The organism is Stenotrophomonas sp. Pemsol (assembly GCF_003586545.1).
In the GTDB taxonomy this organism is placed as follows: Bacteria; Pseudomonadota; Gammaproteobacteria; order Xanthomonadales; family Xanthomonadaceae; genus Stenotrophomonas; species Stenotrophomonas sepilia.
Genome location: NZ_CP025780.1, coordinates 3952162 through 3977501 on the forward strand (window position 1 = coordinate 3952162; position 25340 = coordinate 3977501).

Sequence of the window (25340 nt, forward strand, 5' to 3'; positions counted from 1 at the left end):
CAGGCAGCGCATCACGCCCGCGTCAGAACAACGTGCCCTGCACCGTGGGCTGTTCGATGGGTGCCGGTTGTTCGGCCACATCTTCGGCACCCAACCGCCAGGCCAGGCCGCCCAACCGGCTGGCGTGCCGCTTCAGTGCGGCCTGCAGCACGTCGGCGCTGCTGGCCACATGCAGTACCTGGCGGGCGCGGGTCAGGCCGGTGTAGACCAGCTCGCGCGACAGCACGCGGCTGTCCTGGCGTGGCAGCTGCAGCCACACTTCATCGAACTCCGAGCCCTGTGCCTTGTGCACGGTCATCGCAAAGGCGCTTTCGTGCGCGGGCAGTGCGGCCGGGTGGAAGGCGCGTGGCTGCTCGACGGTGTCGCCCGGGAACCAGGCCACGATCGCGCCGCTGTCGTCGCGCAGGCAGATACCGATGTCGCCGTTGAACAGGCGGTGCCGGTAGCTGTTCTCGGTGACCAGCAGAAGGCGGCCCTGGAAGTAGCCTGGGGTATTGCCGGCCAGCAGCTGCTCGATACGGCTGTTCAGCCCGCGCGCACCTTGCGGGCCTTCGCGCAGCGCGGTCAGCACGCGCAGGCGACCGGCCTGCTGCAGGGCACGTACCGGATCCGCGGCCTCGGCCAGTGTACGCCAGTGGCCCACCAGGTGCTCACGCTGGCCACGCAGCGGGTCCGCCTCACCTTCGTGGAAGTGCACGCCAGCCAATCCACCACCGCGCAGCAGCTGCAATGCAGTGCGGCTGTCACCTTCACGCACGGCATGCGCCAGCGGTGCCAGGTCCAGCGCATCACTCTGCCGGTAGCCGCGTTGCAGCTGCACGCGACGGCCGGCGAAGGCGCGTGGTGCGGCCTGCGGCTGCAAGGTGGCCGGTGCCAGCAGGCCATGCAGCGCCAGCGCATCGTCGGCGCGGGTGCCGATGCCATCGCCGCTGGCGCGCAGGATCGCGCTGAGCACATCACCGGCTTCGACCGACGGCAACTGATCGGGGTCGCCGAGCAGGATCAGGCGGGTGCCGCTGGCAACTGCATCGACCAGCTTGGCCATCATCGGCAGATCGATCATCGACGCTTCGTCGACCACCACCACGTCCACCGCCAGCGGATTGTCGGTGTGGTGGCGGAAGCGTGGTGAGTCGGGAATCACGCCGAGCAGTCGATGCAGGGTGGTGCCGCTGCTGGGCAGTGCCGCGCACAGCGTCGGATCCAGTCCCTGTTCCTGCAGGCGTTGCACGGCCATGCGCAGGCTCTCGGCCATCCGCTCGGCGGCGCGACCGGTGGGCGCGGCCAGCGCCACCTCGGGCAGCGGCTGGCCGGCGTGCCGGGCCTGCGCGGCCAGCAGCAGCAAGAGGCGTGCGATGGTGGTGGTCTTGCCTGTGCCGGGGCCGCCGGTGACCAGCGCCAGCGGATGGCGCAGCGTCACGCCGGCTGCGCGTGCCTGGTGATCTTCGCCGTGCGATGCGTGCGGGAACAGCTGCGCGAACAATGGCGCCAACGCTGCCATGTCCGGCGCCGGCAGCGGATGCCGGCCGATGCGCTGCAGACCGGTGGCCAACTGGCGCTCGTACTCGCGGTAGCGGCGCAGGTACAGCAGCCCGTTCTCCAGCACCAAGGGGGCATCCCCGGCGATGGCGTCAGCCTGCTCCGGTGTGGCCACCCATGGCGATGCGCGCAGCTGCGCCAGCCAGGCCTGCGCGGCGGGCCACTCGGGCACGCCTTCCAGCAACCGCTGCGGTTGTGCCGGATCGAACGCGGCGTGGCCCTGGGACACCGCCAGCGAAGCCAGCGCCGCCGCCAGTGCCACACTGTCGGGCGTGTCGTCGCGCAGCCGCTGCAGGCTGGTCGCCAATGCGTGGTCGAGGGTGCGCAGCAGGCCCTTCTGATGAAGTTCCTTCAGCAGGCTCATGCGCTGGCTCCACGGGCACGCGCGGCGAGCTGGGCCTGGGCCTGCTCGCCGCCGGCGAACAGCGCGTCGAGTGCATCCACCAGCGCGAACGGGAAACGATCCACGTGCACGCCGTTGCCCGTGCCATCCAGGCCGCGGCAGAACAGGTAACGGATGCCGCCCATGTCGCGCTCGTAGTCGTAGGCGGCGCCCAAGCGGAAGCGCAGCCAGCGATGCAGGGCCACGGTGTAGATCAGCGCCTGCAGATCGTATTCGCTGTGGCGCATGGCAATGGCCAGCAGGTCCGGGCTGTAGCCGGGCAGGCGGTTGGACTTGTAGTCGAGCACGTACCACCGGCCATCACGCACGTAGGTCAGGTCGATCATGCCGGTCATCAGCCCCTCCAGGCGGCGGCGCTGGCCGAAGCCGCGGCGGCCACTGGAAATACCGTGCGCATGCAGCACCTGCAGCAGCGCCGGCACGGTGGTCGCCTCGATGGCGAAATGGAAGTCGATTTCGGCGCGGCGCTCGCCTTCACCGAGGCTGTACAGCGCACCGCCTTCGGGCAGCGGTACGGTCAGCGTGTGGCCCACCAGCGGCACCAGCACCGCTACGCCATCGTCCAGATCGACGTCGGCATAGCCCTCATCGTGCAGCGCCTTGCGCAGCACCTCGGCCTGGCCCTCGGGAGCTTCCCGGCCTGGTTGCCAGTCAGCCCATGCGGCGAAGTCGACGTTTTCCATTGCCTCGTGCAGCACGTTGCCGAAGCGGCTGCCCATGAAACGCGGGTCGAGCGGCGCGCTGTCCTCGGCCTCCGCGGCGGCTTCCGGCAGTGCCGGTTCCAGCGGCAGCTCCGGGCCGGTGGGTTCGTCGGCTGCCGGCGCCGGCAGCGCGGTGGCAGCGGCTTCGATGTCACTGCCCGCGCCGGCATCGGCGTGGGCCAGCTGGGTGAAGCTGTACACCCACCAGTCGTGCGGAACGCGCCGGGTCAGTGCACGCACCGCCGGAAGATCCCCTTCCACTTCGGCCGCCAGCTGCGGCAGCGCAGCCGGTACCTCACTGTCATCGATGCGCACATCGGCATGCGCGCGCAGCGCCTGCAGGTCACCCAGCAGCGGTGCCAGCCGCGTCCTGCCGAGCCCGGCCAGATCACCCACGGCGATCCACAGCGCGTGCTCGGCGCGGGTCAGGCCGACATACAGCAGGCGGGCATCCTCGGCACGCTGCTCGCGCTCGCGCTGCGCAGTGGCCGCTTCCCAGGCCTCGTCCTTGCCCAGCTTCCAGTGCAGCTGGCGCTGGCCGCCCACATGCACCGTGCAGTGCGAGGCGGTGTTGGGCGCACCGCCGTCGATGCCCACGAAGGGCAGGAACACCAGCGGGTACTCCAGGCCCTTGCTCTTGTGCAGGGTGATGATCTGCACGCGGCGCGCATCCGATTCCAGGCGCAGCAGCTGCTGCTCGTCATCCTGGTCGGCGCTGGCCATCTGGCCCTGCAGCCAGTCCAGCAGGCCGTGCATGCCCAGCGCCTGCGCCGAGGCTTCCTGCAGCAGTTCGCCCAGCTGCAGGTAGTTGGTCAGGCGGCGCTCGCCATCGATCAGCGCCAGCAGGCGCTCGCCCTGCGCGGCGCAGACGTCGGCGATCACCGCGAACGGGCCGCCGCGCTGCCAGCGCTCGCGCCAATGCAGCAGCTGCGCCTGGAACCCGCGTTGCAGGTCGCCCTCGTGCTCCATCGCCGCGATCGCACTGGCGCGCTGGCCGAGCAGCACTGTGGCCAGCGCTGCGCGCAGGCGACCTTCGTCAGCCGGCTGCAGCAGCGCCAGCAGCAGTGCACGCAGATCACGCGCTTCGCTGGTGGCGAACAGGCTCTGCTTGCCCGCTGCCACGGCAGGAATGCCGACCGCGGCCAGCGCGCGCTGCACCAGCGTGGCCTCGCGATGCGAACGCACCAGCACCGCGATGTCACCCGGCTGTACCGGGCGCCCACGCAGCACCGCATTGCCGGCGCGCGCCTCGACCAGGATCTGGTGGATCGCCGCCACACAGGCCTGGGCGGCTGCTTCGCGCGAGGCATCGGCACTCATCGCCTTGTCACCGCCACTGCGCAGCACGCGCAGGGTGAGTGCCGGGGCAGCATGGCCGTCGCGCTGGTAGTCCGCATCGCTGCGCACGCCACCGGGCCGCACCGGCTCGAACTGGATGCCACGCTCGAGGAAGGCGTCTTCGCCACCGTTGTCGTACAGCGCCTGCAGCGCGCGCAGCACGGCCGGTCGCGAGCGGAAGTTCTGGTCAAGCACCGGCGCCTGTTGCGCTACCCGCTTGGCCTTCAGGTAAGTGTGGATATCACCGCCGCGGAAACCGTAGATCGCCTGCTTGGGATCGCCGATCAGGAACAGCGCCGGTGCCAGGCCGAGCTCGCGCACTTCCGGTGAATCGCCGAACACGGTGTGGAAAATGCCCCACTGACGATCGTCGGTATCCTGGAACTCATCGACCAGCGCGATGCGGTACTGCGCGCGCAGCTGCTTGACCAATGCCAGCCGCTGCGGGCCTTCCAGGGCCAGTGCGACGCCATCGATCAGATCGTCGTAGGTCTGCACCCGGCGGGTGCGCTTCAGCGCCTGAAGGCGCTGTCTGGCTTCGTCGCGAAGCACGTGCAGGAAGTTCAACGCGGTGGCACGGAGCCAGGCATCGCGTTCGGCCAGAAGCGCGACATAGCGGGCCAACGGCGCCTGCAATGGCGACGATGGCGTGCGCTCGGCGAATTTCTTGTTGGTCTTGGCTGCCAGCGCCTCCGGCAGCAGTGCCGGCAGGCGCTCGCTGGTCAGCAGCTCGCGCGGGTCGGCGCGTTCGGCCCAGCCCAGCAGTTGCCGGCCCAGCGGGTGCAGCCAGCCCAGCTTGTACGACACGCCGTTGATCCATTTGTTGTCGACCGCATCGCAGAGGTCGATGAAGAACTGCTCGCCATGCTCGCGCACGCTTGCGGACAGCTCTTCGGCAACACTCTGCAGGGCGGCCTGCGGATCGGGCAGCGCCACCGCCTGTGGCAACGGGTGCAGCGGCGGCGCGGCCAGCAGCGCGCGCAGATCGGCGGCCAGTGCGTCCGGGGTGGACCACAGCCAGGTCAGCGGTTCCAGCGTGGCCGGGTCATTGGCATATACCCGCCACAGGTCGGCCGCGAGCGCTTCCAGCAACTCACGGTCGCTGGCCAGCAGCTCCGGCGGATCAAAGGTGTGGCCGCTCTCCAGCGCATGCTCGCGCAGCACGCGGGTGCAGAAGCCATGGATGGTGAAGATGGACGCAAGGTCGATCTCATCGGCGGCGACCTGCAGGCGGCGCTTCAGTGCGGTGGCGCACTCGGTACCTCCCTGCAGATGGCGCTGCAGCACCTCGCGGGTCAGCCGCACGTCCGGTGCTTCGCCTTCGACCGGTTCCAGATCGACCAGTCGCGCCGCCAGCGCCAGGCGCTCGCGGATGCGCTTGCGCAGTTCCTGGGTAGCCGCATCGGTGAAGGTCACCGCCAGGATCTGGCCGATGCGCAGGCCCTGCTCTACCACCAGGCGGGTAAACAGCGTGGCCAGGGTGAAGGTCTTGCCGGTACCGGCGCTGGCTTCGATCAGGCGGATGCCATCCAGCGGCAGGGCCAGATAGGGATCGACCGCCATGCACTGGGCTCGCTCATCGATGAAGGCGGGGCTCATGCGCTGCCCTCCTGGCGCGTTTCGGCGCCGAGGGTGCGGCCTTCGCGCACCGCGCTGAAGACCACCTGGCTGTTGCGCAGCAGGTCGGCATAACTGGCATCGGAGGCGAACGGGTCGGCCCCCCGCAGCAGCAGCTGCCAGGCGTCGCTGCTGGATTCACCCCAGCTGCGGTCGCTGCCGTGCCACTGCTTCCAGCCCTCGCTGCGCTGTTTCTCTGCCGGCGCGTTGTACAGCGCCCAGCCCGTATACGGGGCAAAGCGCAGCGGCTCACGCAGGCCGCGCTGGCGCAACTGCAGCAGCGCGCGCAGCGCCGCGCGTGCAGCAGGCGCGCTCAGTGCCGGCAGTACATGCGGGCCAGGACCGGCGTCGCCGCCATCGTGGAACTGCACAAGGGGCAGTGCGTCGCCGGCGGCGTTGGCCAGCAGCCAGTCCAGGCCCTGGCGGATCACTGCATTGCCATTGAGCGTGCCGGCGCGCAGCCGCACCAGGCCTTCGGGATGCCGATCGGCCACGCGGCCGTGCAGGCGCACGCCATCGATGTCCACTTCGTAGCGACGGCTTTCCAATGGCTCGCCCTGCATCCAGCCCAGCAGCGCACTGGCATACGGACGCGTCTTCAGCTGCTCCACCTCGAACTGGCGCTGGCCCAATGGACCGGACGGCAACAGGCCACGCGCGCGCAGCCGCGGGTACAACGGCTCGGTATCACCGCTGAGCGTGGCGCGCACCACCGCCGCCTGCACGCTGCGCTTTTCCGGGCCGCGCGATGACAGCACCAGCGGTTCCAGGTCATCAACTTCCCCGGCATCGTCGGCCAGGCGCAGACCCAGCGACTGTGCGAGGAACTGCCCGGCCGGGTCGCACAGGAAGCGGCGCAGGGTGTCGAGCGCGAGCTCGTCTTCCACGGCATCGTCGGGCGGCGGCGGCAGCGGGGCATCGAACCACGGCTGCAGGCCACCACGCTGGCCGGTGAGGCGGCCGGCAGCGGGATGCCATTGCCGCCGATAGCTGAAGCGGCGTGGATCACCCTCTCCGAACGCCGCCGGTGAGAACGGCTGCAGTGCATGGCGCACGGTAAAGTCGCGGACCGCCGCAGGCGGATCGAGGTGATACGCGGCGGCGGCATCGATCAGTTCACTGACCAGCACCGACGGCTCACGCACGCTGCCATCGCGTGGATCGGCGCCGAGGTAGCTGAGGTAGAACACCTCCTGCGCGGCGGCGAACAGCTGCAGGAACAGGAAGCGGTCGTCTTCGCGGGTGGAGCGATCGCCCGGGCGGCGGCGTGGCGTGTCCAGCTCGGCGGTGAGCTGGTTGAGGCCCGCGGCCGGGTCACGGCGCGGGAAATCGCCGTCATTGAGACCGAGCACGCAGATCACCCGGAACGGCAGCAGGCGCATCGGCACCATGCGGCCGAAACTGATGCCACCGGTCAGCAGCGGCGCGCGCGTATCGGCCTCGCCCAGTACGCCGGCGAAGTGCGAACGCACCACCTCAGGCGGCACGCCATCTTCGAAACCGGCCTTGGCGGCATCGTCGGCGAACTGATTCAGCAGCTTGCGCAGGCGCTCGAGGGCACGCTGGCTGTTGGGCGAGCTGGGCGCGGTCGGCAGCAGCGCGTCCAGCAGCGACAGCAGCCGTTGCCGCCACTGCGCCGGGGTCAGCAGCTCGCCGAGGCGACGCTGGTAGACCGCCAGCACGCGCAGCAGCCGCAGCAGCCGGTCCAGTGCTTCCAGCGCGCCGCCTTCCAGTTCGATCCACGGCGCCACGCCGGCCAGGTCCGCCTCGCTGCCGGTGGCGTGACCGAGCACCAGGCGGTCCAGTGCGAACTGCCAGGTGTAGGCGTCGTCGGCCGGCGCCTGGTGCTGGTTGCGGTGCTTCGCATCCAGGCCCCAGCGTGCGCCGGCCTGCTGCAGCCAGCCGTGCAGGCGATCGAAGTCCACCGCCTCCAGTCCGGCCGCTTCGGCCAGCGGCGCGCTGGCCAGCAGGTCCAGCACTTCGTTCAGGCCGAAACGCGAGACCGGCAGGCCCAGCAGGTGCACGAACACATCGGCCAGCGGCTCTCCTGCCAGTGGGCTGCTGTCGGCCAGCGCGTAGGGAATGTGCTCCTCCTCGCCGCCGCGGCCGCCGAACACTGCCTCCAGGTACGGCACATAGGGATCGATGTCCGGCGCCAGCACCGCGATCTCGCGCGCCTGCAGCGGCGGGTCGAAGCGAGGGTCCTGCAGCAGGCTGCGCAGCTGGTCGTGCAGCACCTGAAGCTCGCGCAGCCGGGTGTGGCAGGCATGCACCTGCAGGCTGGGGTCGTCGCTGCGCAGCCCATCGTGCAGCTCGCCCGAGGGCAACGCGCGGCGATGGAAAAGATCGCGCTGCAGGCGATGCAGCAGGCTGTCGGACAGGCCGCCTTCGTCAAGGGTCGGCCGGGTGTCTTCTTCCGGATCCGAATACGCGGCAATCTCGCCGGCCGGGTGCACCACCTCGTAGCTGCCCAGCACCGCCATGAAGTCGCGGCCGGCCGCACCCCAGGCCTCCAGCAGGCGGTTCTCACCGGCCGCTTCACCGAAGGGATCGGGCGCGCCGCTGCGCAGGCGCTCGGCCAGCGTCTGCAGGTCACCCCAGTACGACTGCACCGGAGTGGGCATATAGAAGTGCAGCTCGCCCACCCGCGCCTGGGTGGCCATCACCCGCAGCACGTCGGGCGAGATGTTGAGCGTCGCGAACGCGGACATCCGCGGTGGCAGGCCCTGCGGCAGCGGCTGGCCGGCACCCTCGAAGCGATCCAGGTACGCCTGGATGCGGCGCGCGCGGTAGTCGCGGCCATGGGCGATGGTGCGCCAGAGGATCGCCTGCGGGTCGGCCGGGTCGGCGCCGGCCTCCCAGCGCAGCAACCAGTCGCGGCGCCAGGCCTGGTACTTCTCGAACACCGACGCCAGTTCACCGGCCAGTGCCCACGGCTTCAGGGCGTCGCCGCCGGCAAGATAGGACTGCAGCGCGCGCATCGGTGGCTGCGCCAGCAGCGCCGGGTCGCGCAGTGCCTGGTACAGCTTCCAGTGCAGGCCCGCGGCGTCCAGGTCGTCGCGTTCGCCCGGCACATTGGCATTGAGTGCACGGGCAACGAACTCGCCCGGGGTCAGGAACTCGAGGTTGGCGGCCACGCCATACTCGGCAGCGAGTGTCGCTTGCAGCCAACGCCGCATCGCCACCTGCGGGATCAGCACCACCTCCGGCGCGAGCAACGGCTGGCCCGGAACCGGCACACGCACGTTGCGTGCCAGCAGCGCAGCCAGCACGTCCAGGGAGTTGGAATGGTAGAGGCGGAAATCGCTGCCCGGGTCACTCATCATGCACAGTGTGCAGCACGGCAGGCAGTATTCAATGGCCAGCCCATCGCCGGTACGGATTGTTCCGCGCTGCCGGCCGATTGTCCCGGCCTGGCAAGGGTCATGCCGTGCCACAATACTGGACCGTCCAGTCTGCTTATGTTCAGCCGATGGGCCCGATCCTTCGATGTCTAAAAAACGTTAATGGTGCCCATGTCGGCTTCCGCCTCCAGTCTGGTGCAGTTATCCAACGTCCGCATCGACCGGAGCGGGCGCACGATCCTGCGTGACGTGTCGCTGCAGGTGCCCAAGGGCAGCATCACGGCCGTGCTGGGCCCGTCGGGCAGTGGCAAGTCGACCCTGCTGGCGGCACTGACCGGCGAACTGCGTCCGGTCGCCGGCGAGGTCACCCTGTTCGGCAGGCCGGTTCCGCATGACAGCGGCGCGCTGCTGGAGATGCGCAAGAGCGTGGGTGTGCTGCTGCAGGGCAACGGCCTGCTGACCGATCTGACCGTCGCCGAAAACGTCGCGCTGCCACTGCGCACGCATACCCGCCTGCCGACCGCCGTGCTGCGCCGCCTGGTGGAAATGAAGCTGCATGCCGTGGGCCTGCTGGCCGCTGCCGATGCCTGGCCGCGCGAACTGTCCGGCGGCATGGCGCGCCGCGTCGCGCTGGCCCGCGCGCTGGCACTGGATCCGCCACTGATGATCTACGACGAGCCGCTGACCGGGTTGGACCCGATCGCCTCCGGCGTGATCATGAGCCTGATCCAGCGCCTCAACCACAGCCTGGGCCTGACCAGCATCATTGTCAGCCACCACGTGCACGAGACCCTGCCGATCTGCGACCAGGTGATCGCCATCGCCAATGGCGGCATCGTGTTCCAGGGCACGCCCGAGGCGCTGCAGTCCAGTCAGGACCCGCTGCTTCGGCAGTTCCTGCACGGCCAGCCCGATGGCCCCATTCCGTTCGATGCCGCGCCGCGCGCGAGGGTCGCCTGATGCCGTTCGTCCAAGCCACCCGCTCGCTGGGTCGCGCCGGCCTGTTCTCGCTGACTGTGCTGCGTGGTTCGCTGCCGACCCGTGATTTCCTGGCCGAGCTGACCCGCGAGATCTACAAGATCGGCGCACGCTCGCTGCCGATCATCGCCGTCGGTGGTGCCTTCGTCGGCCTGGTGCTGACCCTGCAGGGCTACCGCACGCTGACCACCTTCGGTGCGGCCGACGCGCTGTCGACCCTGCTCGGCCTGTCGCTGTACCGGGAACTGGCGCCGGTGCTGACCGCGCTGTTGTTCATCGGCCGCGCCGGCAGCTCGATCGCCGCCGAACTGGGCCTGATGCGCGCCACCGACCAGATCAAGGCACTGGAGCTGATGGCGATCGACCCGGTGGCCAAGGCCGTCGCGCCGCGCTTCTGGGCGGCGGTGCTGACCGTGCCGCTGCTGACCGGCATCTTCTGCTCGCTGGCGATCAGCGCCAGCTACTTCGAAGCGGTGCATGTGCTGGGCCTGGACAATGGCGTGTTCTGGTCGGCACTGCGCAACAGCGTCGATTTCTGGGACGACTTCGGCGTGGCGATGCTGAAGTCGGCGATCTTCGGCGGCACCGCAGCGCTGGTCGCCGCCTATGTTGGTTTCCACGCCGAGCCGACCATCGAGGGCACCTCGGTGGCGACCACCCGTGCGGTGGTCAATGCCTCGCTGCTGGTGCTGATGTTCAACTTCGTGCTGTCGGCAATGTTGTTCACCTAACCCCTCCACCGGCGGTGCGCATGCGCGCGCGGCCACCACGACTCGATCAGGTAATCCACATGGCCATCCGCGGTCCCAGACTCGAATTCTCTGTCGGCGCATTCCTGCTGCTGGCCCTGGCCTCGCTGATGGTGCTGGCCGTGGCCTCGACCAACCAGCGCTGGAGCTGGGGCAGCCAGGGCTACGAGCTGAAGGCGCGCTTCTCCCAGGTCGGCCAGCTGCGCAAGCAGGCGCCGGTGAAGATCGGCGGCGTCACCGTCGGCCAGGTCGCCTCCATCGACCTGGATCCGGTGAAGTTCGAATCCATCGTGACCCTGCGCATGGACAGCAAGGTCAAGGACCTGCCGGCGGACACCTCGGCGGGCATCTTCACCAGTGGTTTGCTCGGCGAGAGCTATATCGGTCTGCAGCCGGGCGGTGACCCGGACGTGCTGAAGGCCGGTGACGAGATCGTCTTCACCCAACCGGCGGTGGACCTGATCCAGCTGGTCGGCAAGTACATGTTCAGTGGCGGCGCCGGTGGTGGCCCTGCCCAGAAGCCCAACGATGGCGCGCAGGCGCCTGCAACGGAACCGCAACCATGAAAATGAAACTGATTCCCGCCCTGCTCGCCTCGGCGCTGCTGATGGCCACCCCGTTCCTTGCCCAGGCCCAGGCGGCCGCCCCCGCCGCTGCCGCAGCGCAGGGCCAGGCCGGCAAGGTGGTGATCGATGCCAGCACGCGCATTCTCACCACGCTGCAGCAGCGCCGCAGCGAGTTCAGCAGCAACCCGGCCAGCCTGCGCAGCTACATCGACAGCGAACTGAACCGCACCTTTGACCGCGACTATGCGGCACGCCTGGTGCTGGGCCCGCACGCCCGCGGCGCCTCCGACGGCGACATCAAGCTGTTCGCCGATGCGATGGCCGACAGCCTGATGCAGCGCTACGGTTCGACCCTGCTCAACATCCAGGGCAAGCCGAGCTTCCGCCTGAAGGGTGAAAGCCCGCTGCCGGGCAACCGTGGCGTGCGCGTCAGCACCGAACTGGTGCGCGCCGGCAACGAACCGACCCCGGTCGAGTACTGGATGCGCAACGTGAACGGCCAGTGGAAGATCTTCGACGTCAACATCGAAGGCATTTCCTACGTGCAGACCTTCCGCAACCAGTTCGATACGCCCTTGCGCCAGAAGGGCATCAAGCAGGTGGCCAGCGAGCTGCACAGCGGCAGCCTGCAGGCCGGGCCGGCGGGCAATGGCAAGTAACGCACTGGCGCTGCTGGAAGGCGACACCCTGCGCCTGCGCGGGGTGCTCGACCGTGCCGCGGTGATTGCACTGTGGCCGCAACTGCAGGCCCTGCCAGCCCAGCTGGCGCGGCTGGAGCTGGGCGAGGTCGAGCGCGTGGACAGCGCCGGCCTGGCCCTGCTGGCCGAACTGGCCGCCCGGGCACGCAAGGCGGGCCATGCGCTGGCCATTTCCGGCGCGCCGGTCGGCTTCAACGAGCTGAGCGCAGCCTACCGGCTGTCGCCCGACCTGGACTTCAACGCTACTTCTGCTGCGAGCTGACATGAACGTCGTACGCACTTTCCCCCTGATCCTCCTGGCCACCGCCCTGACCGCCTGTGCCGGCAAGCCCGCGCGCAGCGACGCACCGGTCGCCAGCACCGTGGTCGCGCCCGGCCCTGCTGCCGAAGCGCCGGCCGCAACGGCCGATACCGGCGTGGTCGGTACTGCTCCGGTCGCTGCCGTGGCCAACCCGGCAACGCCTGCCGCTGCGGTGCCGACAACTGCGCCGCAGGGCGCAGAGGCCAGCCCACCAAAGACCGCAGCATCCACCGCCGCCAGCGACGATGATTTCGACGCCCTGTATGGTGGCACCGGCAACACCGGCAATGCCGCGGCTTACGATCCGTGGGAACCGTTCAACCGCAAGGTCCACAAGTTCAACAATGCGGTCGACCGCGGTGTGGCCCGCCCGCTGGCCACCGCCTATACCCACGTGGTGCCACGTTTCGCGCGTACCGGCGTCAGCAACTTCTTCAGCAACCTGCGTGCGCCGGTGACCATCACCAACCAGCTGCTGCAGGGCCGCGGTGCCGATGCGTGGGACAGCCTCGGCCGCTTCCTGATGAACAGCACGCTGGGCATCGGTGGCCTGTTCGATCCGGCCAGCAAGGCGATGGTGCCGCGTCGCAATGAAGATTTCGGCCAGACCCTGGGAGCCTGGGGCTGGCGTCGTTCGCGCTACGTGGAACTGCCGTTCTTCGGCCCGCGTACCGTGCGCGATGTGTTCGGCCTGGCCGGTGACATCCCGTTGTCGCCGATCCGCCGCATCGAGGAAGACAAGGTCCGCATCGGCCTGCAGGGCCTGCAGCTGGTCGACACCCGCGCACAGCTGCTGGCGATCGATGATCTGCGCGACACCGCCGTGGACGAGTACTCGCTGGTGCGCGATGCGTGGATGCAGCGCCGCAACTACCAGATCGAGAACGACCTGCGCAGCAAGCGCGACCGTGGCCACGACGATGCCAATTCGCCGATCCCGGTCGATGCCATGCCGATGCCGAACTGGAGCAACTGATCGCTGCAGCCCGTGCATGAAAAAACCCCGCCTCGGCGGGGTTTTTCTTTTCCGGTAGGTGCCAACCTCGGTTGGCACGCTTTCCTCAGGCCGCCAGCGCGGCCTCGATGGCTTCGCGCAGGCGCGCGTCATCGGCAGCCACGTCCGGGGCGAAGCGCGCGATGACCTTGCCGTCGCGGCCAACCAGGAACTTCTCGAAGTTCCACAGCACCGCCGGTGCTGCGTGGATCGGAATCTCCTTGCTCGCCAGGCGCTCACGCAGCGGGCCTTCGCCGATCGACTGCGGCTGGGCGGCGGTCAGCTGCTGGTACAGCGGGTGGGTGTCATCACCGGCGACACTGATCTTGGAGAACATCGGGAAACTGACGTCGTAGGTAAGCTGGCAGAACTGCTGGATCTCGGCCTCGCTGCCCGGCTCCTGGCCGAGGAAGTTGTTGGCGGGGAAGCCCAGCACTTCCAGGCCCTGCGCGTGCTTTTCCGCATACAGCGCCTGCAGGCCTTCGTACTGCGGGGTCAGGCCGCACTTGGAGGCGACGTTGACCAGCAACAGCACCTTGCCCTGGTAGTCGGCAAGCGAGGACGGCTGGCCGTCGATGGTGGTGAGGGGAATGTCCTGGATCGGGGTGCTCACGCGGGGCTCCGGTTACGGCGGGAATGGCCCGCCAGCATAGCGCCGCGCGCGCTGTTGTAGAGCCGAGCATGGGCTCGGCTCTACAGGCATCCTCAATCCACGCAGATCGTGCCCTGCGCCTTGCCGTCATCGATGCGCTGGCGGCAACCGAAGTTCTGGCTGGCATCACGCTGGCAGGTACCGGACGCCACATCACCGGCCATTGCCTCGCCTGCGGCCAGGCACTGGCCCGTGCAGTCGCTTTTGCGGCTGCAGGCCTTGCCGGCGTCGGCATAGGGAATCACGCATTGCTCGCGCTGCAGCCGGCCGAGCCGCTGCAGGGTGCCACCGGCGGCCTGGCAGTCGACGTCACGTGCTTCGCGGTAGGCCTCGACGGCTTCGGGCGTGGGGGCGGCCGCATCAGCGATCGGCGGCGCGCTGCTGCATGCGGCCAGCAACGCAGCCAGGACAAGAACGGCACAGGAGCGCAAGCGCATGTCGATACCCGCCACGGACACAGGGCGCCCAGCATAGCCAGGCACAGGTGCACGGGACGTGTCAGCCCGCATTGGCATCCTCGTCGTCCTCCGATGCGCCCAGCTGCTGCATCGGGTCGGGCGTCAACTCCGGCGGCAGCGCGCGCTTGGCCTTGCTGCCCAGCTCGGCAAGCCGGCGGGCGCGGCTGATGGCCGACTGCGGCGAGTCGATCAGGCGATTGCGCGCATCGGCGTAGACCTTGGCGGCGTCGTCCAGCTTGCTGCCCACAGCGTTGAAGTCCTTCAGGAACCCGGTCAATGCGTCCAGCACCAGACCGCCGGCCTCACTGATCTTCAGCGCCTGCTTCTGCACCTTGTCGCGGGTCCACAGGCGCTCGGCGACGCGCAGCAGCGCCATCAGGGTGTTGGGCGAGGCGAACACCACGCGGTTGTCGAACGCGAATGCCTGCAGGCTGCCATCGGCGCCCAGAGCGGCCGACAAGGCACCCTCGATGGGAACAAAGGCAATGGTGATGTCCAGCGTCTCGCTGCCCAGTGCCTTGGGATAGTTCTTCTCGCCCAGGTCCTTCACGTGCTGGCGCAGCGCAACCGCGTGCCGGCGCAGCGCATCCTCTGACTGCTCCGGGGTGGCGGCATTCATCGCCTCCTGCCAGGCGATCAGGTTCACCTTGCTGTCGATCACCACGCTGCGTTCGTCGGGGAACCGCACCACTACGTCCGGTCGCAGGCGCGCACCTTCGTCATCCACGGCATGCTTCTGCCGCTGGTAGTGCACGCCCTCTTCCAGGCCCGATCCGCGCAGTACGTTGTCGAGCATCAGCTCGCCCCAGTCACCGCGGACCTTGGCATTGCCCTTCAGCGCATTGGTCAGCGCCGATGCCTGCGCGGCCATGTCCTGGTTGAGCGTCTTCAATTCACCCACCGCACCCAGCAGGCTGGCGCGCTGGCGCGCCTCCTCACCGTACAGGGTATCGACGCGGGTACGGAAATCACCCAGCTTGTCGGCGAACGGCTTGAGCAGCCCCTCGATATCCGCGCGCGACTGCACCGTCGCCTGTCGCACGTTCTTCTCGAACTGCTGTCCGCGTTCGTCGAACACCTTGCCCGCCAGTTCGGCGAAGGCACCGGACAGCTTTTCCTTGGCGGTATCGAGATAGCTGCGCAGTTCGGCGCTGGCCCGTTCGGAGTGCTGCAGATTGGCCACCGCGCGGGCATGTTCGCCGTGCAACTGCTGGTAGCGCTGGTGCGCCTGCTGCAGCTCGCTGCTGATATCGGCAAGGGCAGCGCGTGCCTGCGCCAAGGCCGCTTCGCGTTCGGCCAGTTGTGCTTCGCGACTGGCCGACAGCGCCGCTTCGCGCTCCACCCGGGCGGTCAGGGTGGTGACCGCCTGTGCGTGCTGCTGGCTGCGGGCCCGCTCGTTTTCCAGTTCCGCGCCCAGCGCGTCGAGGCGGCCGCGCAGCTGGCCGGCATCGACCAGCGCGAGGCGATGCTGTTCGCGTTCGCTGTCCAGCTGCCGCTGCAGATCATCGGACGCTGCGTTGCCAGGGGTGCGACGCCACAGCAGCAACAGCGCGACCAGCGTCGCCAGCAGCAGGACCACCGCGAGGATCATGAGGACTTCGATATTCATGCGATCAGTTTAGCCCCGCTGCGCTAGGCTGGGTCGGTCTACCCCGGAAGCCCCCATGCTCGCTCTGTACGGAAAGCCCACCTCCATCAACGTGCGCAAGGTGCTGTGGCTTTGCGCCGGCCTCGACCTGCCACTCCAACACGAGCCAGAACCACCGGCGGACCTGCTGGCCACGTTGAATCCCAACCGGCAGGTGCCGGTCCTGCGCGATGGCGACTTCGTGCTGTGGGAATCCAACAGCATCTGCCGCTACCTGGCCGTACGTGCTGGCCGTGATGACCTGCTGCCCGGTACGGCGCAGGGCCGCGCCCGGGTCGAGCAGTGGATGGACTGGCAGGCCAGCGACCTCAACAGCGCCTGGCGGCACGTGTTCATGGCGCGCGTGCGCCGGCATCCGGACTACCCGGACGATGCCCGCGCCGAGGCCAGCCTGGCGCAGTGGAACCACTTGATGGGCGTACTCGACACACAGTTGGCCGGTGGCCACTGCCACGTGACGGGCAACGCCTTCACTCTGGCCGACATCGTGCTCGGGCTGTCGGCCCAGCGCTGGCGCAGCACACCTGGCAACAAGCCCGTGCTGCCACACCTCTCGGCATGGTTCGAACGGCTGCGCGAGCAGCCCGGTTTCGCCACCCACGTCGACAACGGCGTGGCCTGAGGCAGGGGTCAGATCCCTTTCCCTGGGGGGAAAGGGATCTGACCCCAAGGGCGCGCGGGAACCGCCGGTGTTACCAGCCTTCCAGCACGATCTTGCCCTTGGCACGCTGGCTTTCCAGCAGCGCGTGGGCGCGCCGCAGGTTGGCCGCGTCGATGCGCCCGAAGTGCTCGCCCAGGGTGGTGTGCAGCACGCCCGTGTCGATCAGCTCGGCCACACGGTTCAACAGGTCATGCTGGCGCTGCATGTCCGCAGTGCGGTACAGCGGCCGGGTGAACATCGACTCCCAGTGCAGTGACAACGCCTTGCGCTTGAGCGCCATCACGTCCACCTGGCCCGGGTCATCGATCAGCCCCAGTTGGCCCTGCGGTGCCAGCAGTTCCACGATCTGCGCGTAGTACTGGTCGGAGTGGGTCAGGCTGGCGACATGCTGCACCTCGCTGATGCCGAGCCGCGCCAGTCCCTCGGCCAGCGGCAGGCTGTGGTCGATCACGTGGTGTGCCCCCATTGCGTACGTCCAGTCCTGGGTATCCGGGCGCGAGGCGGTGCCGATCACGGTCAGCCTGGTCAGCTTCCGTGCCAGCTGCACCAGGATCGAACCGACACCACCGGCAGCACCGATCACCAGCAGGGTCTGGCCTTCGCCACCACCCTCCGGGATGCGCAGGCGGTCGAACAGCAGCTCCCAGGCGGTGATTGCAGTCAGTGGCAACGCTGCGGCGGCGGCATCGTCGAGACTGGCCGGCTTGCGGCCTACGCTGCGCTCATCCACCAGCTGGTACTGCGCATTGCTGCCCGGGCGGTCGATGACGCCGGCGTAGTAGACCGCGTCGCCGGGCTGGAACAGAGTCACCTCGCTGCCCACCGCGTCGACGATGCCGACCGCATCCCAGCCCAGCACGCGCGGGCCATCGGTGGCCACGCCGCGGCGGACCTTGGTGTCGACCGGGTTCACCGCCACCGCGCGTACCGCCACGCGCAGGTCACGCGGGCCGGGCTGCGGCAGTTCCAGTTCAATGTCGATCAGGGCCTGGGCATCATCGATCGGCAGGCCGGCTTGGGTGTAGGCAATGGCGCGCATGGCAGCGGTCCAGTGGGGAAGGAGGCGACAGGTTGCGCCGCACGCGGTCCCTCGGAAAGGCGCAGAATCGGGCAGCACTTTCACTCTGGCGATGAAGATGATCCGCTTCGACGATCTGCAGCTGTTCGTCCGTACTGCCGCACTGGGCAGCTTCTCGCAGGCGGCCCGCGAAGCCGACCTGCTGCCGGGGCAGGTTGCTGCGGCGGTGGCGCGGCTGGAACGCGAGCTGGACCTGCGACTGTTCGTGCGCACCACGCGCAGCCTGCGCCTGACCGGCGAGGGGGCGCTGTACCTGCCGTATGCGCAGGAGGTGCTGGCCACCCTGCGCGAGGGCCAGGCGCGCGTGCAGGGCGAAGACGCCGAACTGCACGGCACCCTGCAGCTGTCGGCGCCGTCGGACTTCGGTCGAAATCTGCTGCTGCCCTGGCTGAGCGCTTTTCGCGCCGCGCACCCCCGGCTGCGCCTGCACCTGCGCCTGTCCGACGAAGTGGCCGACGTGTTCCGCGACCCGGTCGACGTGGCCATCCGCATCGGCCACTTCGACGACGCCAACTACGTCGCCCTGCCCCTGCTGGAAGGCAATCGGCGCATACTCGCGGCGTCGCCCGACTATCTGCAGCGGCGCGGCATGCCCACGCGCCTGGACGATCTGCGCGAGCATGATTGCCTGGTCTACCAGCTCAATGGCCGCGCCTATGATCGCTGGTCGTTCGAGGTCGACGGGCGCCGCAGCGTGATTCCGGTGCGCGGCCCGTTGGTCTGCGATGACGCCGATGTGGTGCGGCGCTGGGCGGTGGCCGGCGAAGGCATCACCTACAAATCCTGGCTGGACCTGCGCGAGGATGTGCTTGCAGGGCGCCTGCAGCTGCTGCTCGATGGCATCGGCAGCCACATACCGTTGCAACTGGTCTGCCCGCACCGCAAGCAGTTCTCGCCGGCGGTGCGGCAGCTGCACGCGCAGCTGCGCCAGCACCTGCAACCTCTGCTGTCTGGCATGCCCGAAGATCCTGCCGGCCCCCTGTCGCCAGCCCCGGCGCTGGCCGACAATGACGGCCCCCCGTAAGAGAGAACACCGCCATGCCGTGGATGGGCATCCAGGACCTGTGGACGTTTCTGGTCGCCGTGCTGGTGTTTCTCGCTCTGCCCGGTCCCGGTACCTTCACCCTGCTGACCGCCACCGGCCGTGGCGGTGTGCGCGGCGGCTACACCGCTTTGGCCGGCCTGCTGGTCGGCGACCAGATCCTGATGTGGCTGGCGCTGGCCGGCGTGGCCGCGTTGCTCAAGGCCAACCCGCTGGTGTTCCACGCCGTGCAGTACCTGGGTGCGGCCTACCTGGTGTGGGTCGGCATCGGCCTGCTGCGCACACCGAAGCACGAGGGCGGTGATGCCGGCCCGATCCGCATGCAGCCGGGCCGCTACTTCCAGCAGGCGATCCTGGTCAGCCTGCTCAACCCGAAGGCGATCCTGTTCTACATGGCCTTCCTGCCGTTGTTCATCGATCCCAAGGCACACCAGGGCATCGCCACCTTCGCGGCGCTGGCCGGCATCATCCTGGTGGTCAGCATCGCCTACTGCTCGATGCTGATCGGCGCGGGCAACCTGGCCCGTCGCCGGCTGATCCAGCACCCGCGGATCAGCGACGCGCTGCGCCGCGTGGCCGGCCTGTTCCTGGTGGGGTTTGGCATCCGGTTGGGGCTGAACGGATGAACGGGCGGCTGCCGCTGCTCGGCCTGGCTCTGCTGTTCGCCGGCACCGCCTCTGGCGCCACCGTACAGGACCATCGCTGCCTGACCGGCGGTCGCAACGGCAGCATCCACCTGGAATGGCGCTGGCTGGAGGACGGACAGTCCGACGTGCGCTACGCCGGCCAGCGCAAGCGCCTGCCCCTGCGCCGGATCTCGATGCAAAGCACGGTGCTGGCCGAAGATCGCCCGTACCAGTTCGACAGCGTCTGGGAAGAGCGCATCGATGGCCGCCTCAACGGCCGCTACCTGTTGAGTACCCAGGGCGCGCTGGTGCTGGACCTGCGCTATGAGCGTGCCCGTGACGGGCGCAGGAGCTCTTTTCACGACGACGTCGAGGCCTGGCAGGAAGACGGCTGCCACTGGCCCGCCATGCCCTGACGTCGCCCGGCGCGGGGGTCCGGCCTGCTTTATGCCGATTCCGGCAGCCTGATCGCGGTGCAGCGCGCGGCGCGTCGGGTATGACCCGCGTCAGTGGTAATGCTGCGCTGCGTTCGGTCACACTCGGGAACTTGTCGTTCTTAGTCACCCCTTCCGAGGCCTGCATGTCCCTGTTCCGGCGCAAGTCCCTAGATTCCGTCACCGTCCACGAAGCCGGCAGGCGTCTGATCCCGACGCTCAGCTGGCCGCACCTGATCGCGCTGGGCATCGGTGCCATCGTCGGTACCGGCATCTACACGCTGATCGGCGTGGGTGCCAACCTGGCCGGCCCGGCCGTGCTGATCTCCTTCGCCATCGCCGGTGCGGTCTGCGCCTGTGCGGCGCTGTCCTACGCTGAGCTGTCGACGATGATGCCGGCCGCCGGCAGTGCCTACACCTACAGCTACAGCGCGCTGGGCGAGGTGTTTGCCTGGGTGGTGGGCTGGAGCTTGATCCTGGAGTACTCGCTGGTGGTGAGTACGGTGGCGGTGGGCTGGTCCGGCTACTTCGTCGGCTTCCTCGAATGGGTCCACACCCAGTTCGGCTGGAACGTACACCTGCCGGCCTGGCTGGCAGCCGGCCCGCACGTGGAAGGCGGAATGATCAACCTGCCGGCGATCATCATCACCTGGCTGGTGGCCGGCATGCTGATGGCCGGCACCAAGGAAAGCGCCACGCTCAATGCGATCCTGGTGGTGTTCAAGCTGATCGCGCTGGCGATCTTCGTCGCCGTGGCCCTGCCCGCCTTCGACAGCGCCAATCTGCAGCCGTTCATGCCGTACGGCTTTGCCAAGTCGATGGGCCCCGATGGCGTCGAGCACGGCGTGATGGCGGCGGCAGCCATCATCTTCTTCGCCTTCTACGGCTTCGATGCGATCTCCACCGCCGCCGAGGAGACCAAGAACCCGGGCCGCGACCTGTCGATCGGCATCATCGGTTCGATGATCGGCTGCACCATCGTCTACGTGCTGGTGGCGCTGGCGGCCGTCGGTGCGATGAGCTACGCGGTGTTCGGCCACAGCGCCGAGCCGCTGGCGCTGATCATGCGCCAGCTGGGCCATCCGACCGCGGCAATGGTGATCGGCGTGATCGCGATCATCGCCCTGCCGACCGTGCTGCTGGCCTTCCTGTACGGCCAGAGCCGCATCTTCTTTGTGATGAGCCGCGATGGCCTGCTGCCGCGTGGCCTGTCCAAGGTCAACGCACGTACCGGCACGCCGGTGGCGACCACGTTGTTCACTGCGGTGGTGGTGTCGGCCCTGGCCGGCGTGGCGCGCCTGGACGAGATCGCCGCACTGGCCAATGCCGGTACCCTGGCCGCGTTCACTGCGGTGGGCATCTGTCTGGTGGTGCTGCGCCTGCGCGAGCCGAACCGCGAGCGCACCTTCCGCACGCCGGTGGCTTTCGTGGTCGGCCCGCTGGCCGCACTGGGCTGCATCTACCTGTTCATCAGCCTGCCGCACACCACTCAGCTGTACTTCCTGCTGTGGAACGTGGTCGGCCTGGTGTTGTACTTCCTGTACAGCCGCCGCCACGCACTGATCGCGAAGTAAACCGATCACCGGTAGTGCCGGCCGCTGGCCGGCAACCCGCATCCTCTTGACAGGGGCAATGCCGGCCAGCGGCCGGCACTACCGCAGGGCGTTTCAACCGCGCTGCTTTGCGGCGTAATCCTGCGCCTGGCGCATCACCCGCAGCAGGTTGCCGCCCCAGATGCCGGCAATCTGCTTCTCGGTATAGCCCTTGCGCAGCAGCCACGCGGTGATCTTCGGCAGCTGGCTGACATCGGGCAGGTCACTCAGTCCGCCACCCCCATCCCAGTCCAGGCCGATGCCCACGTGCTCGGGGCCGACCACCGTGAGGATGTGCTCGAAGTGGGCGAAGAAGTCGTCCAGGCTGGCGTGGCGAACCGGATGCTCATGGTCCAGCGCCTGTTCGGCCTTCAGCAGGGCAACGCCCTGTTCGATGCCCATGCCTTCCCAGCCGCCCAGCTGCTTGCTCAGCGCTTCCTCGGCCTGCTTGCGCTCGGGCGTCTTTGCGGTGTCGATCAGGTAGCCGCCATAGGCGTTCACCTGGATCACGCCGCCGGCCTTGGCCAGCCTGCGCAGCCGCGCGTCGTCAAGATTGCGCGGATGGTCGTAGACCGCCTTGGCCGAGCTGTGCGACAGCACGAACGGCACCGGCATCATCGCCAGCAGATCGTCGAACACCGCATCCGAGGCATGTGACTGGTCGATCACGATGCCCAGCTTGACCGCCTGCCGCACCAGCTCCTTGCCGGCCGGGCTAAGTCCTTTCCATTCCGCGCCCTTGGGATCGGTGGCCGAATCGGCGAACTCGTTGTTGGCGAAGTGCACGGTGCTGAGCAGGCGCAGGCCGGCGCGGTGATAGAACGACAGCAGGCTGGGGTCGGCCACCAGCGGGCTGGCGTTTTCCATGCTGATGTAGACCACGCGCTTGCCGGCAGCCTTGATCCGCGCTGCGTCATCGGCGGTCAGCGCCAGCGCGAAGCGCTCGGGATTGGCCGCCAGCATCTCGCGGATCTGCATCAATCGCTGCAGCCCATGGTCACGCTCGGCCAGATGCGCGGCGGCGCTGCGGTCGCCCTGATCGGTGTAGATCGCCCAGAAGCCGCCATCCAGCGCGCCTTCGACCATGCGTGGATAATCCACCTGCGAAAGGGCGTTGCGGTCGTGGCGCTGCTCGATGTCAAAACCGGCTCGGCCGAAATTGGCCGGTGTATCGAGGTGGCTGTCGAGGGTGACCAGGCGCTGCTGCAGCGCCTTGGCACGGGCCAGTTCCTGCGCGCTGAACTCGATGGCGTGGGCGGTCAGCGGCGCGCACAGCGCCAGGGCGAGCACGACGGACAGATGGCGCAACGAAGGCATGGGCTCTCACCGGCATGGGGAAGAGCCCGACCATAGCGCTGCGGCCCTCGGATTTGTAGAGCCGGGCCGCGCTCGACTGATCAGGTACGGCGAGTCGAGCACAGCTCGACTCAACTGGCAGGAATCAGTCCACCACGCGGCAGAACACGGCCTTGAGGTAACGCGATTCCTGCACGTGGGCCATGAACGGATGGTCCGGACCGGCGCCGGCCACCTTCAGGATCTGGATCGTGCGGCCGGAGAAATAGGCCGCGCGGCGCAGCATGTCGAGGAACTGGTCCTCGGCCACCAGGCCGGTGCAGGAGAAGGTGGCGAACAGGCCGCCCGGCTTGACCACGCCCAGCGCCAGCTTGTTCATGTCCAGGTACTTCTTCAGCGCGGTGATGACCTGGTCGCGGTCGCGGGTCATCTTCGCCGGGTCCAGGATCACCACGTCGTACTGCTCGCCACGGTTGGCGGCGTCGCGCAGCCACGGGAAGATGTCGGACTGGATGAACTTCGGACGCACGTTGTTCAGGCGCGAATTGCCCTTGGCGATCTGGATCACGTCCTCGTCGATGTCGATGCCGATCACTTCCGAAGCACCACGCGCCGCCGCGTACACGGCAAAACCGCCGGTGTTGCAGCACAGGTCGAGCACGCTCTTGCCTTCCACCTGCTGGCTCAGCCACTCACGGTTCTCGCGCTGGTCGGCGAAGAAACCGGTCTTGTGCGCACCGGCCGGGTCGGCGCGGAACTTGATGCCGTACTCGGTGATCACCGACGCTTCGGTGGTGGTGTTGCCGTGGAAGTCGAAGCTTTCCTGCTTCTGCACGTGCTCGTCGGCGAAGCTGTGGAAGCGGCAGCCGGGGAACTGCTCGCGCAGCGCATCGTAGATCCATTCGCGGTGGCGGAACATGCCGGCGGCGAAGAACTCGACCACCACCAGGTCGCCGTAGCGGTCCACCACCAGGCCGGACAGGCCGTCACCTTCGCTGTGCACGACACGCCAGGCGTCGGACACCACGTCGAGCTTGAGCACCTCACGGCGCAGCGACACTGCCTGGGCGATCTTGCGCGAGAACCAGCCGGCATCCACCGGTACGTTCTGGTCGGTTTCAAGGATGCGCACGGCAATGCGCGAGTGCCCGTTGTAGAACCCGCGGCCAATGAACTCGCCATCGATGCCGACCACGTCGACGATGGAACCGGGCTTGGGCCGGACGGTCGGCTTCTCGACCAGTTTCTGGAAGATCCACGGGTGGCTGGAGCGCCACGCATTCTTGAGGCGGACAACGGGAAGGGGGGTATTCATCCACCCATTGTAAACCGGGCGCCGGGGTCAGATCCCCGCAGGGGCTCCGACCCCAGTGCAGGGGCATTTGACGGCGCCCCGGCCAGACGGCAGAATCGGCGCCAGAAGGGGAGTAGCTCCCAGACGTTGTCGCCGTCATTTCGAGCCCGCAGGCTCCGGTGCAACGGCAGTTCCAGCCGACTGGAACTGCGAGCGAGACCTTCGCCGTACTGGCGAAGCTCTGTCCCTGGATCCCCTCCCGATCCTCCGTTGCAGATCCTCGCCGTCCGGCCTGGCATTCATCTTTCCAACGGACATTCCCAATGCAGACGATCGGTAACGTGTGGTTGTGGGGCGGCTTCGCAGCGGTGGTGGTCATCGCCCTGCTGGTCGACCTCGTGTTGATGCGCCATGGTGGACCGCACAAGGTCACCTTCAAGGAGGCCCTGTGGTGGTCCATCGGCTGGGTCGCGCTGGCCCTGCTGTTCAACGCCGGCCTCTGGTACTACCTGAATGAGACCGCCGGCCAGGTCGTGGCCAACAAGGTCGGCCTCGAGTTCCTGACCGGTTATCTGGTCGAAAAGGCGCTGGCGGTCGACAACATCTTTGTCTTCCTGATGATCATGAGCTACTTCGCGGTGCCGGAAGAGCAGCGCCAGAAGGTGCTGATCATCGGCATCCTGGGTGCGATCGTGCTGCGTACGATCATGATCTTCGCCGGTAGCGTGCTGATCAGCCAGTTCCATTGGCTGCTCTACGTGTTCGGCGCCTTCCTGCTGTTCACCGGTTGGAAGATGTGGTTCGCCGCCGGCCAGGAGCCGGACCTGGAGACCAACCCGGCCCTGCGCTGGATGCGCAAGCACCTGCGCCTGCTGCCGGACTACGCCGGCAACGCGCTGAGCGTGAAGCGTGATGGCGTGCGCTGGTTCACCCCGCTGTTCGCCGTGCTGATCCTGATCGCGGTCACCGACGTGATCTTCGCCGTGGACAGCATCCCGGCGATCTTCGCGATCACCACTGACCCGTTCATCGTGCTCACCTCCAACGTGTTCGCGGTGCTGGGCCTGCGCGCGATGTTCTTCCTGCTGGCCGGCATGGCCGACCGCTTCCACCTGCTGCCGTACGGCCTGGCACTGGTGTTGGGCTTCATCGGCATCAAGATGATGATCATCGACCTGTTCAAGATCCCGACCCCGGTCTCGCTGGGCGTGGTCGCGGTGATCATCGCCGCCACCGTGGTGCTGAGCCTGAAGTACCCGCCGAAGGAAGGCGAAGGCCAGGCCTGAGCCTGATCCATTGAACGGCGCGGCCGGTGGGATTGTCCCGCCGGC

General features: G+C 68.2%; 20 protein-coding genes and 1 pseudogene. 12 read left to right on the forward strand and 9 right to left on the reverse strand.

Annotation, left to right across the window (positions count from 1 at the left end; translation table 11 throughout):
* Window positions 1-22: 22 nt before the first annotated feature.
* The 3 genes from recD to recC are packed head-to-tail and all read right to left on the reverse strand — an operon-like array spanning window position 23 to window position 8924.
* Entirely contained in the window at window positions 23-1903 is a 1881-nt protein-coding gene (recD, locus tag PEM_RS18245) for an exodeoxyribonuclease V subunit alpha (protein ID WP_111174915.1), read from the reverse strand.
* On the reverse strand, window positions 1900-5580 hold the full coding sequence (gene recB, locus PEM_RS18250; RefSeq protein WP_111174914.1) for an exodeoxyribonuclease V subunit beta: 3681 nt from the start codon (window positions 5578-5580) through the stop codon (window positions 1900-1902). Before recB ends, recD begins: the two co-directional genes overlap by 4 nt.
* The gene (gene recC, locus PEM_RS18255) at window positions 5577-8924 is read right to left on the reverse strand and encodes an exodeoxyribonuclease V subunit gamma (protein ID WP_119706134.1); all 3348 of its coding nucleotides are present in this window, start codon (window positions 8922-8924) and stop codon (window positions 5577-5579) included. Before recC ends, recB begins: the two co-directional genes overlap by 4 nt.
* Before the next feature lie 189 nt (window positions 8925-9113).
* Between recC and PEM_RS18260 the strand changes: the two genes are divergently transcribed.
* The 6 genes and pseudogenes from PEM_RS18260 to PEM_RS18285 all read left to right on the forward strand — a co-directional run bounded on the left by PEM_RS18260 (window position 9114) and on the right by PEM_RS18285 (window position 13210).
* Window positions 9114-9902, forward strand: a complete 789-nt coding sequence (locus tag PEM_RS18260; protein ID WP_065179062.1) for an ATP-binding cassette domain-containing protein — start codon at window positions 9114-9116, stop codon at window positions 9900-9902.
* Window positions 9902-10651: an MlaE family lipid ABC transporter permease subunit gene (locus PEM_RS18265; protein ID WP_005414955.1), complete on the forward strand. Its 750-nt coding sequence runs from the start codon at window positions 9902-9904 to the stop codon at window positions 10649-10651. The genes PEM_RS18260 and PEM_RS18265 overlap by 1 nt, the downstream gene beginning before the upstream one ends.
* 59 nt (window positions 10652-10710) lie before the next feature.
* A pseudogene (mlaD, locus tag PEM_RS18270) lies at window positions 10711-11175 on the forward strand (outer membrane lipid asymmetry maintenance protein MlaD); the annotation flags it as partial.
* Between the two features lie 56 nt (window positions 11176-11231).
* Entirely contained in the window at window positions 11232-11894 is a 663-nt protein-coding gene (locus PEM_RS18275) for an ABC transporter substrate-binding protein (RefSeq protein WP_053496740.1), read from the forward strand.
* The gene (locus PEM_RS18280; RefSeq protein WP_111126908.1) at window positions 11884-12195 is read left to right on the forward strand and encodes an STAS domain-containing protein; all 312 of its coding nucleotides are present in this window, start codon (window positions 11884-11886) and stop codon (window positions 12193-12195) included. Before PEM_RS18275 ends, PEM_RS18280 begins: the two co-directional genes overlap by 11 nt.
* Before the next feature lies 1 nt (window position 12196).
* Window positions 12197-13210, forward strand: coding sequence for a VacJ family lipoprotein (locus PEM_RS18285; RefSeq protein ID WP_111126910.1), 1014 nt, complete (start codon window positions 12197-12199; stop codon window positions 13208-13210).
* A gap of 85 nt (window positions 13211-13295) precedes the next feature.
* Here the strand turns inward: PEM_RS18285 and PEM_RS18290 are convergent, their stop codons facing one another.
* From PEM_RS18290 to rmuC, 3 genes are all read right to left on the reverse strand, one after another.
* Entirely contained in the window at window positions 13296-13841 is a 546-nt protein-coding gene (locus PEM_RS18290; protein WP_069138198.1) for a glutathione peroxidase, read from the reverse strand.
* Between the two features lie 92 nt (window positions 13842-13933).
* Window positions 13934-14317: a hypothetical protein gene (locus PEM_RS18295; RefSeq protein ID WP_111126912.1), complete on the reverse strand. Its 384-nt coding sequence runs from the start codon at window positions 14315-14317 to the stop codon at window positions 13934-13936.
* A gap of 61 nt (window positions 14318-14378) precedes the next feature.
* A complete protein-coding gene (gene rmuC / locus PEM_RS18300; protein WP_005421245.1) occupies window positions 14379-15947 on the reverse strand; it encodes a DNA recombination protein RmuC in 1569 nt (522 codons plus the stop codon).
* A 55-nt stretch (window positions 15948-16002) separates the two neighbouring features.
* Here rmuC and PEM_RS18305 point away from each other — a divergent pair, with 55 nt between their 5' ends.
* The gene (locus tag PEM_RS18305) at window positions 16003-16608 is read left to right on the forward strand and encodes a glutathione S-transferase N-terminal domain-containing protein (protein ID WP_005421243.1); all 606 of its coding nucleotides are present in this window, start codon (window positions 16003-16005) and stop codon (window positions 16606-16608) included.
* Window positions 16609-16678: 70 nt separating this feature from the next.
* Here the strand turns inward: PEM_RS18305 and PEM_RS18310 are convergent, their stop codons facing one another.
* Complete coding sequence (locus PEM_RS18310; protein WP_111126914.1) at window positions 16679-17686, reverse strand: zinc-binding alcohol dehydrogenase family protein; 1008 nt, start codon at window positions 17684-17686, stop codon at window positions 16679-16681.
* Between the two features lie 91 nt (window positions 17687-17777).
* Here PEM_RS18310 and PEM_RS18315 point away from each other — a divergent pair, with 91 nt between their 5' ends.
* The 4 genes from PEM_RS18315 to PEM_RS18330 all read left to right on the forward strand — a co-directional run bounded on the left by PEM_RS18315 (window position 17778) and on the right by PEM_RS18330 (window position 21401).
* Window positions 17778-18749, forward strand: coding sequence for a LysR family transcriptional regulator (locus tag PEM_RS18315; protein WP_111126916.1), 972 nt, complete (start codon window positions 17778-17780; stop codon window positions 18747-18749).
* 14 nt (window positions 18750-18763) lie between these two features.
* Complete coding sequence (leuE, locus tag PEM_RS18320; RefSeq protein WP_111126918.1) at window positions 18764-19393, forward strand: leucine efflux protein LeuE; 630 nt, start codon at window positions 18764-18766, stop codon at window positions 19391-19393.
* Window positions 19390-19809: a hypothetical protein gene (locus PEM_RS18325; protein ID WP_053496733.1), complete on the forward strand. Its 420-nt coding sequence runs from the start codon at window positions 19390-19392 to the stop codon at window positions 19807-19809. Before leuE ends, PEM_RS18325 begins: the two co-directional genes overlap by 4 nt.
* A 164-nt stretch (window positions 19810-19973) precedes the next feature.
* A complete protein-coding gene (locus tag PEM_RS18330) occupies window positions 19974-21401 on the forward strand; it encodes an amino acid permease (RefSeq protein WP_005421234.1) in 1428 nt (475 codons plus the stop codon).
* A gap of 93 nt (window positions 21402-21494) precedes the next feature.
* Here the strand turns inward: PEM_RS18330 and PEM_RS18335 are convergent, their stop codons facing one another.
* Together PEM_RS18335 and PEM_RS18340 are read right to left on the reverse strand one after the other, a co-directional pair.
* Entirely contained in the window at window positions 21495-22736 is a 1242-nt protein-coding gene (locus tag PEM_RS18335; protein ID WP_065186611.1) for a dipeptidase, read from the reverse strand.
* A 124-nt stretch (window positions 22737-22860) separates the two neighbouring features.
* Entirely contained in the window at window positions 22861-24030 is a 1170-nt protein-coding gene (locus PEM_RS18340; RefSeq protein WP_111128192.1) for a class I SAM-dependent rRNA methyltransferase, read from the reverse strand.
* A gap of 302 nt (window positions 24031-24332) precedes the next feature.
* On the opposite strand from PEM_RS18340, the gene PEM_RS18345 reads away from it, so the two are divergent.
* Window positions 24333-25295, forward strand: a complete 963-nt coding sequence (locus tag PEM_RS18345; RefSeq protein WP_010487446.1) for a TerC family protein — start codon at window positions 24333-24335, stop codon at window positions 25293-25295.
* The last annotated feature ends 45 nt before the right edge of the window (window positions 25296-25340 follow it).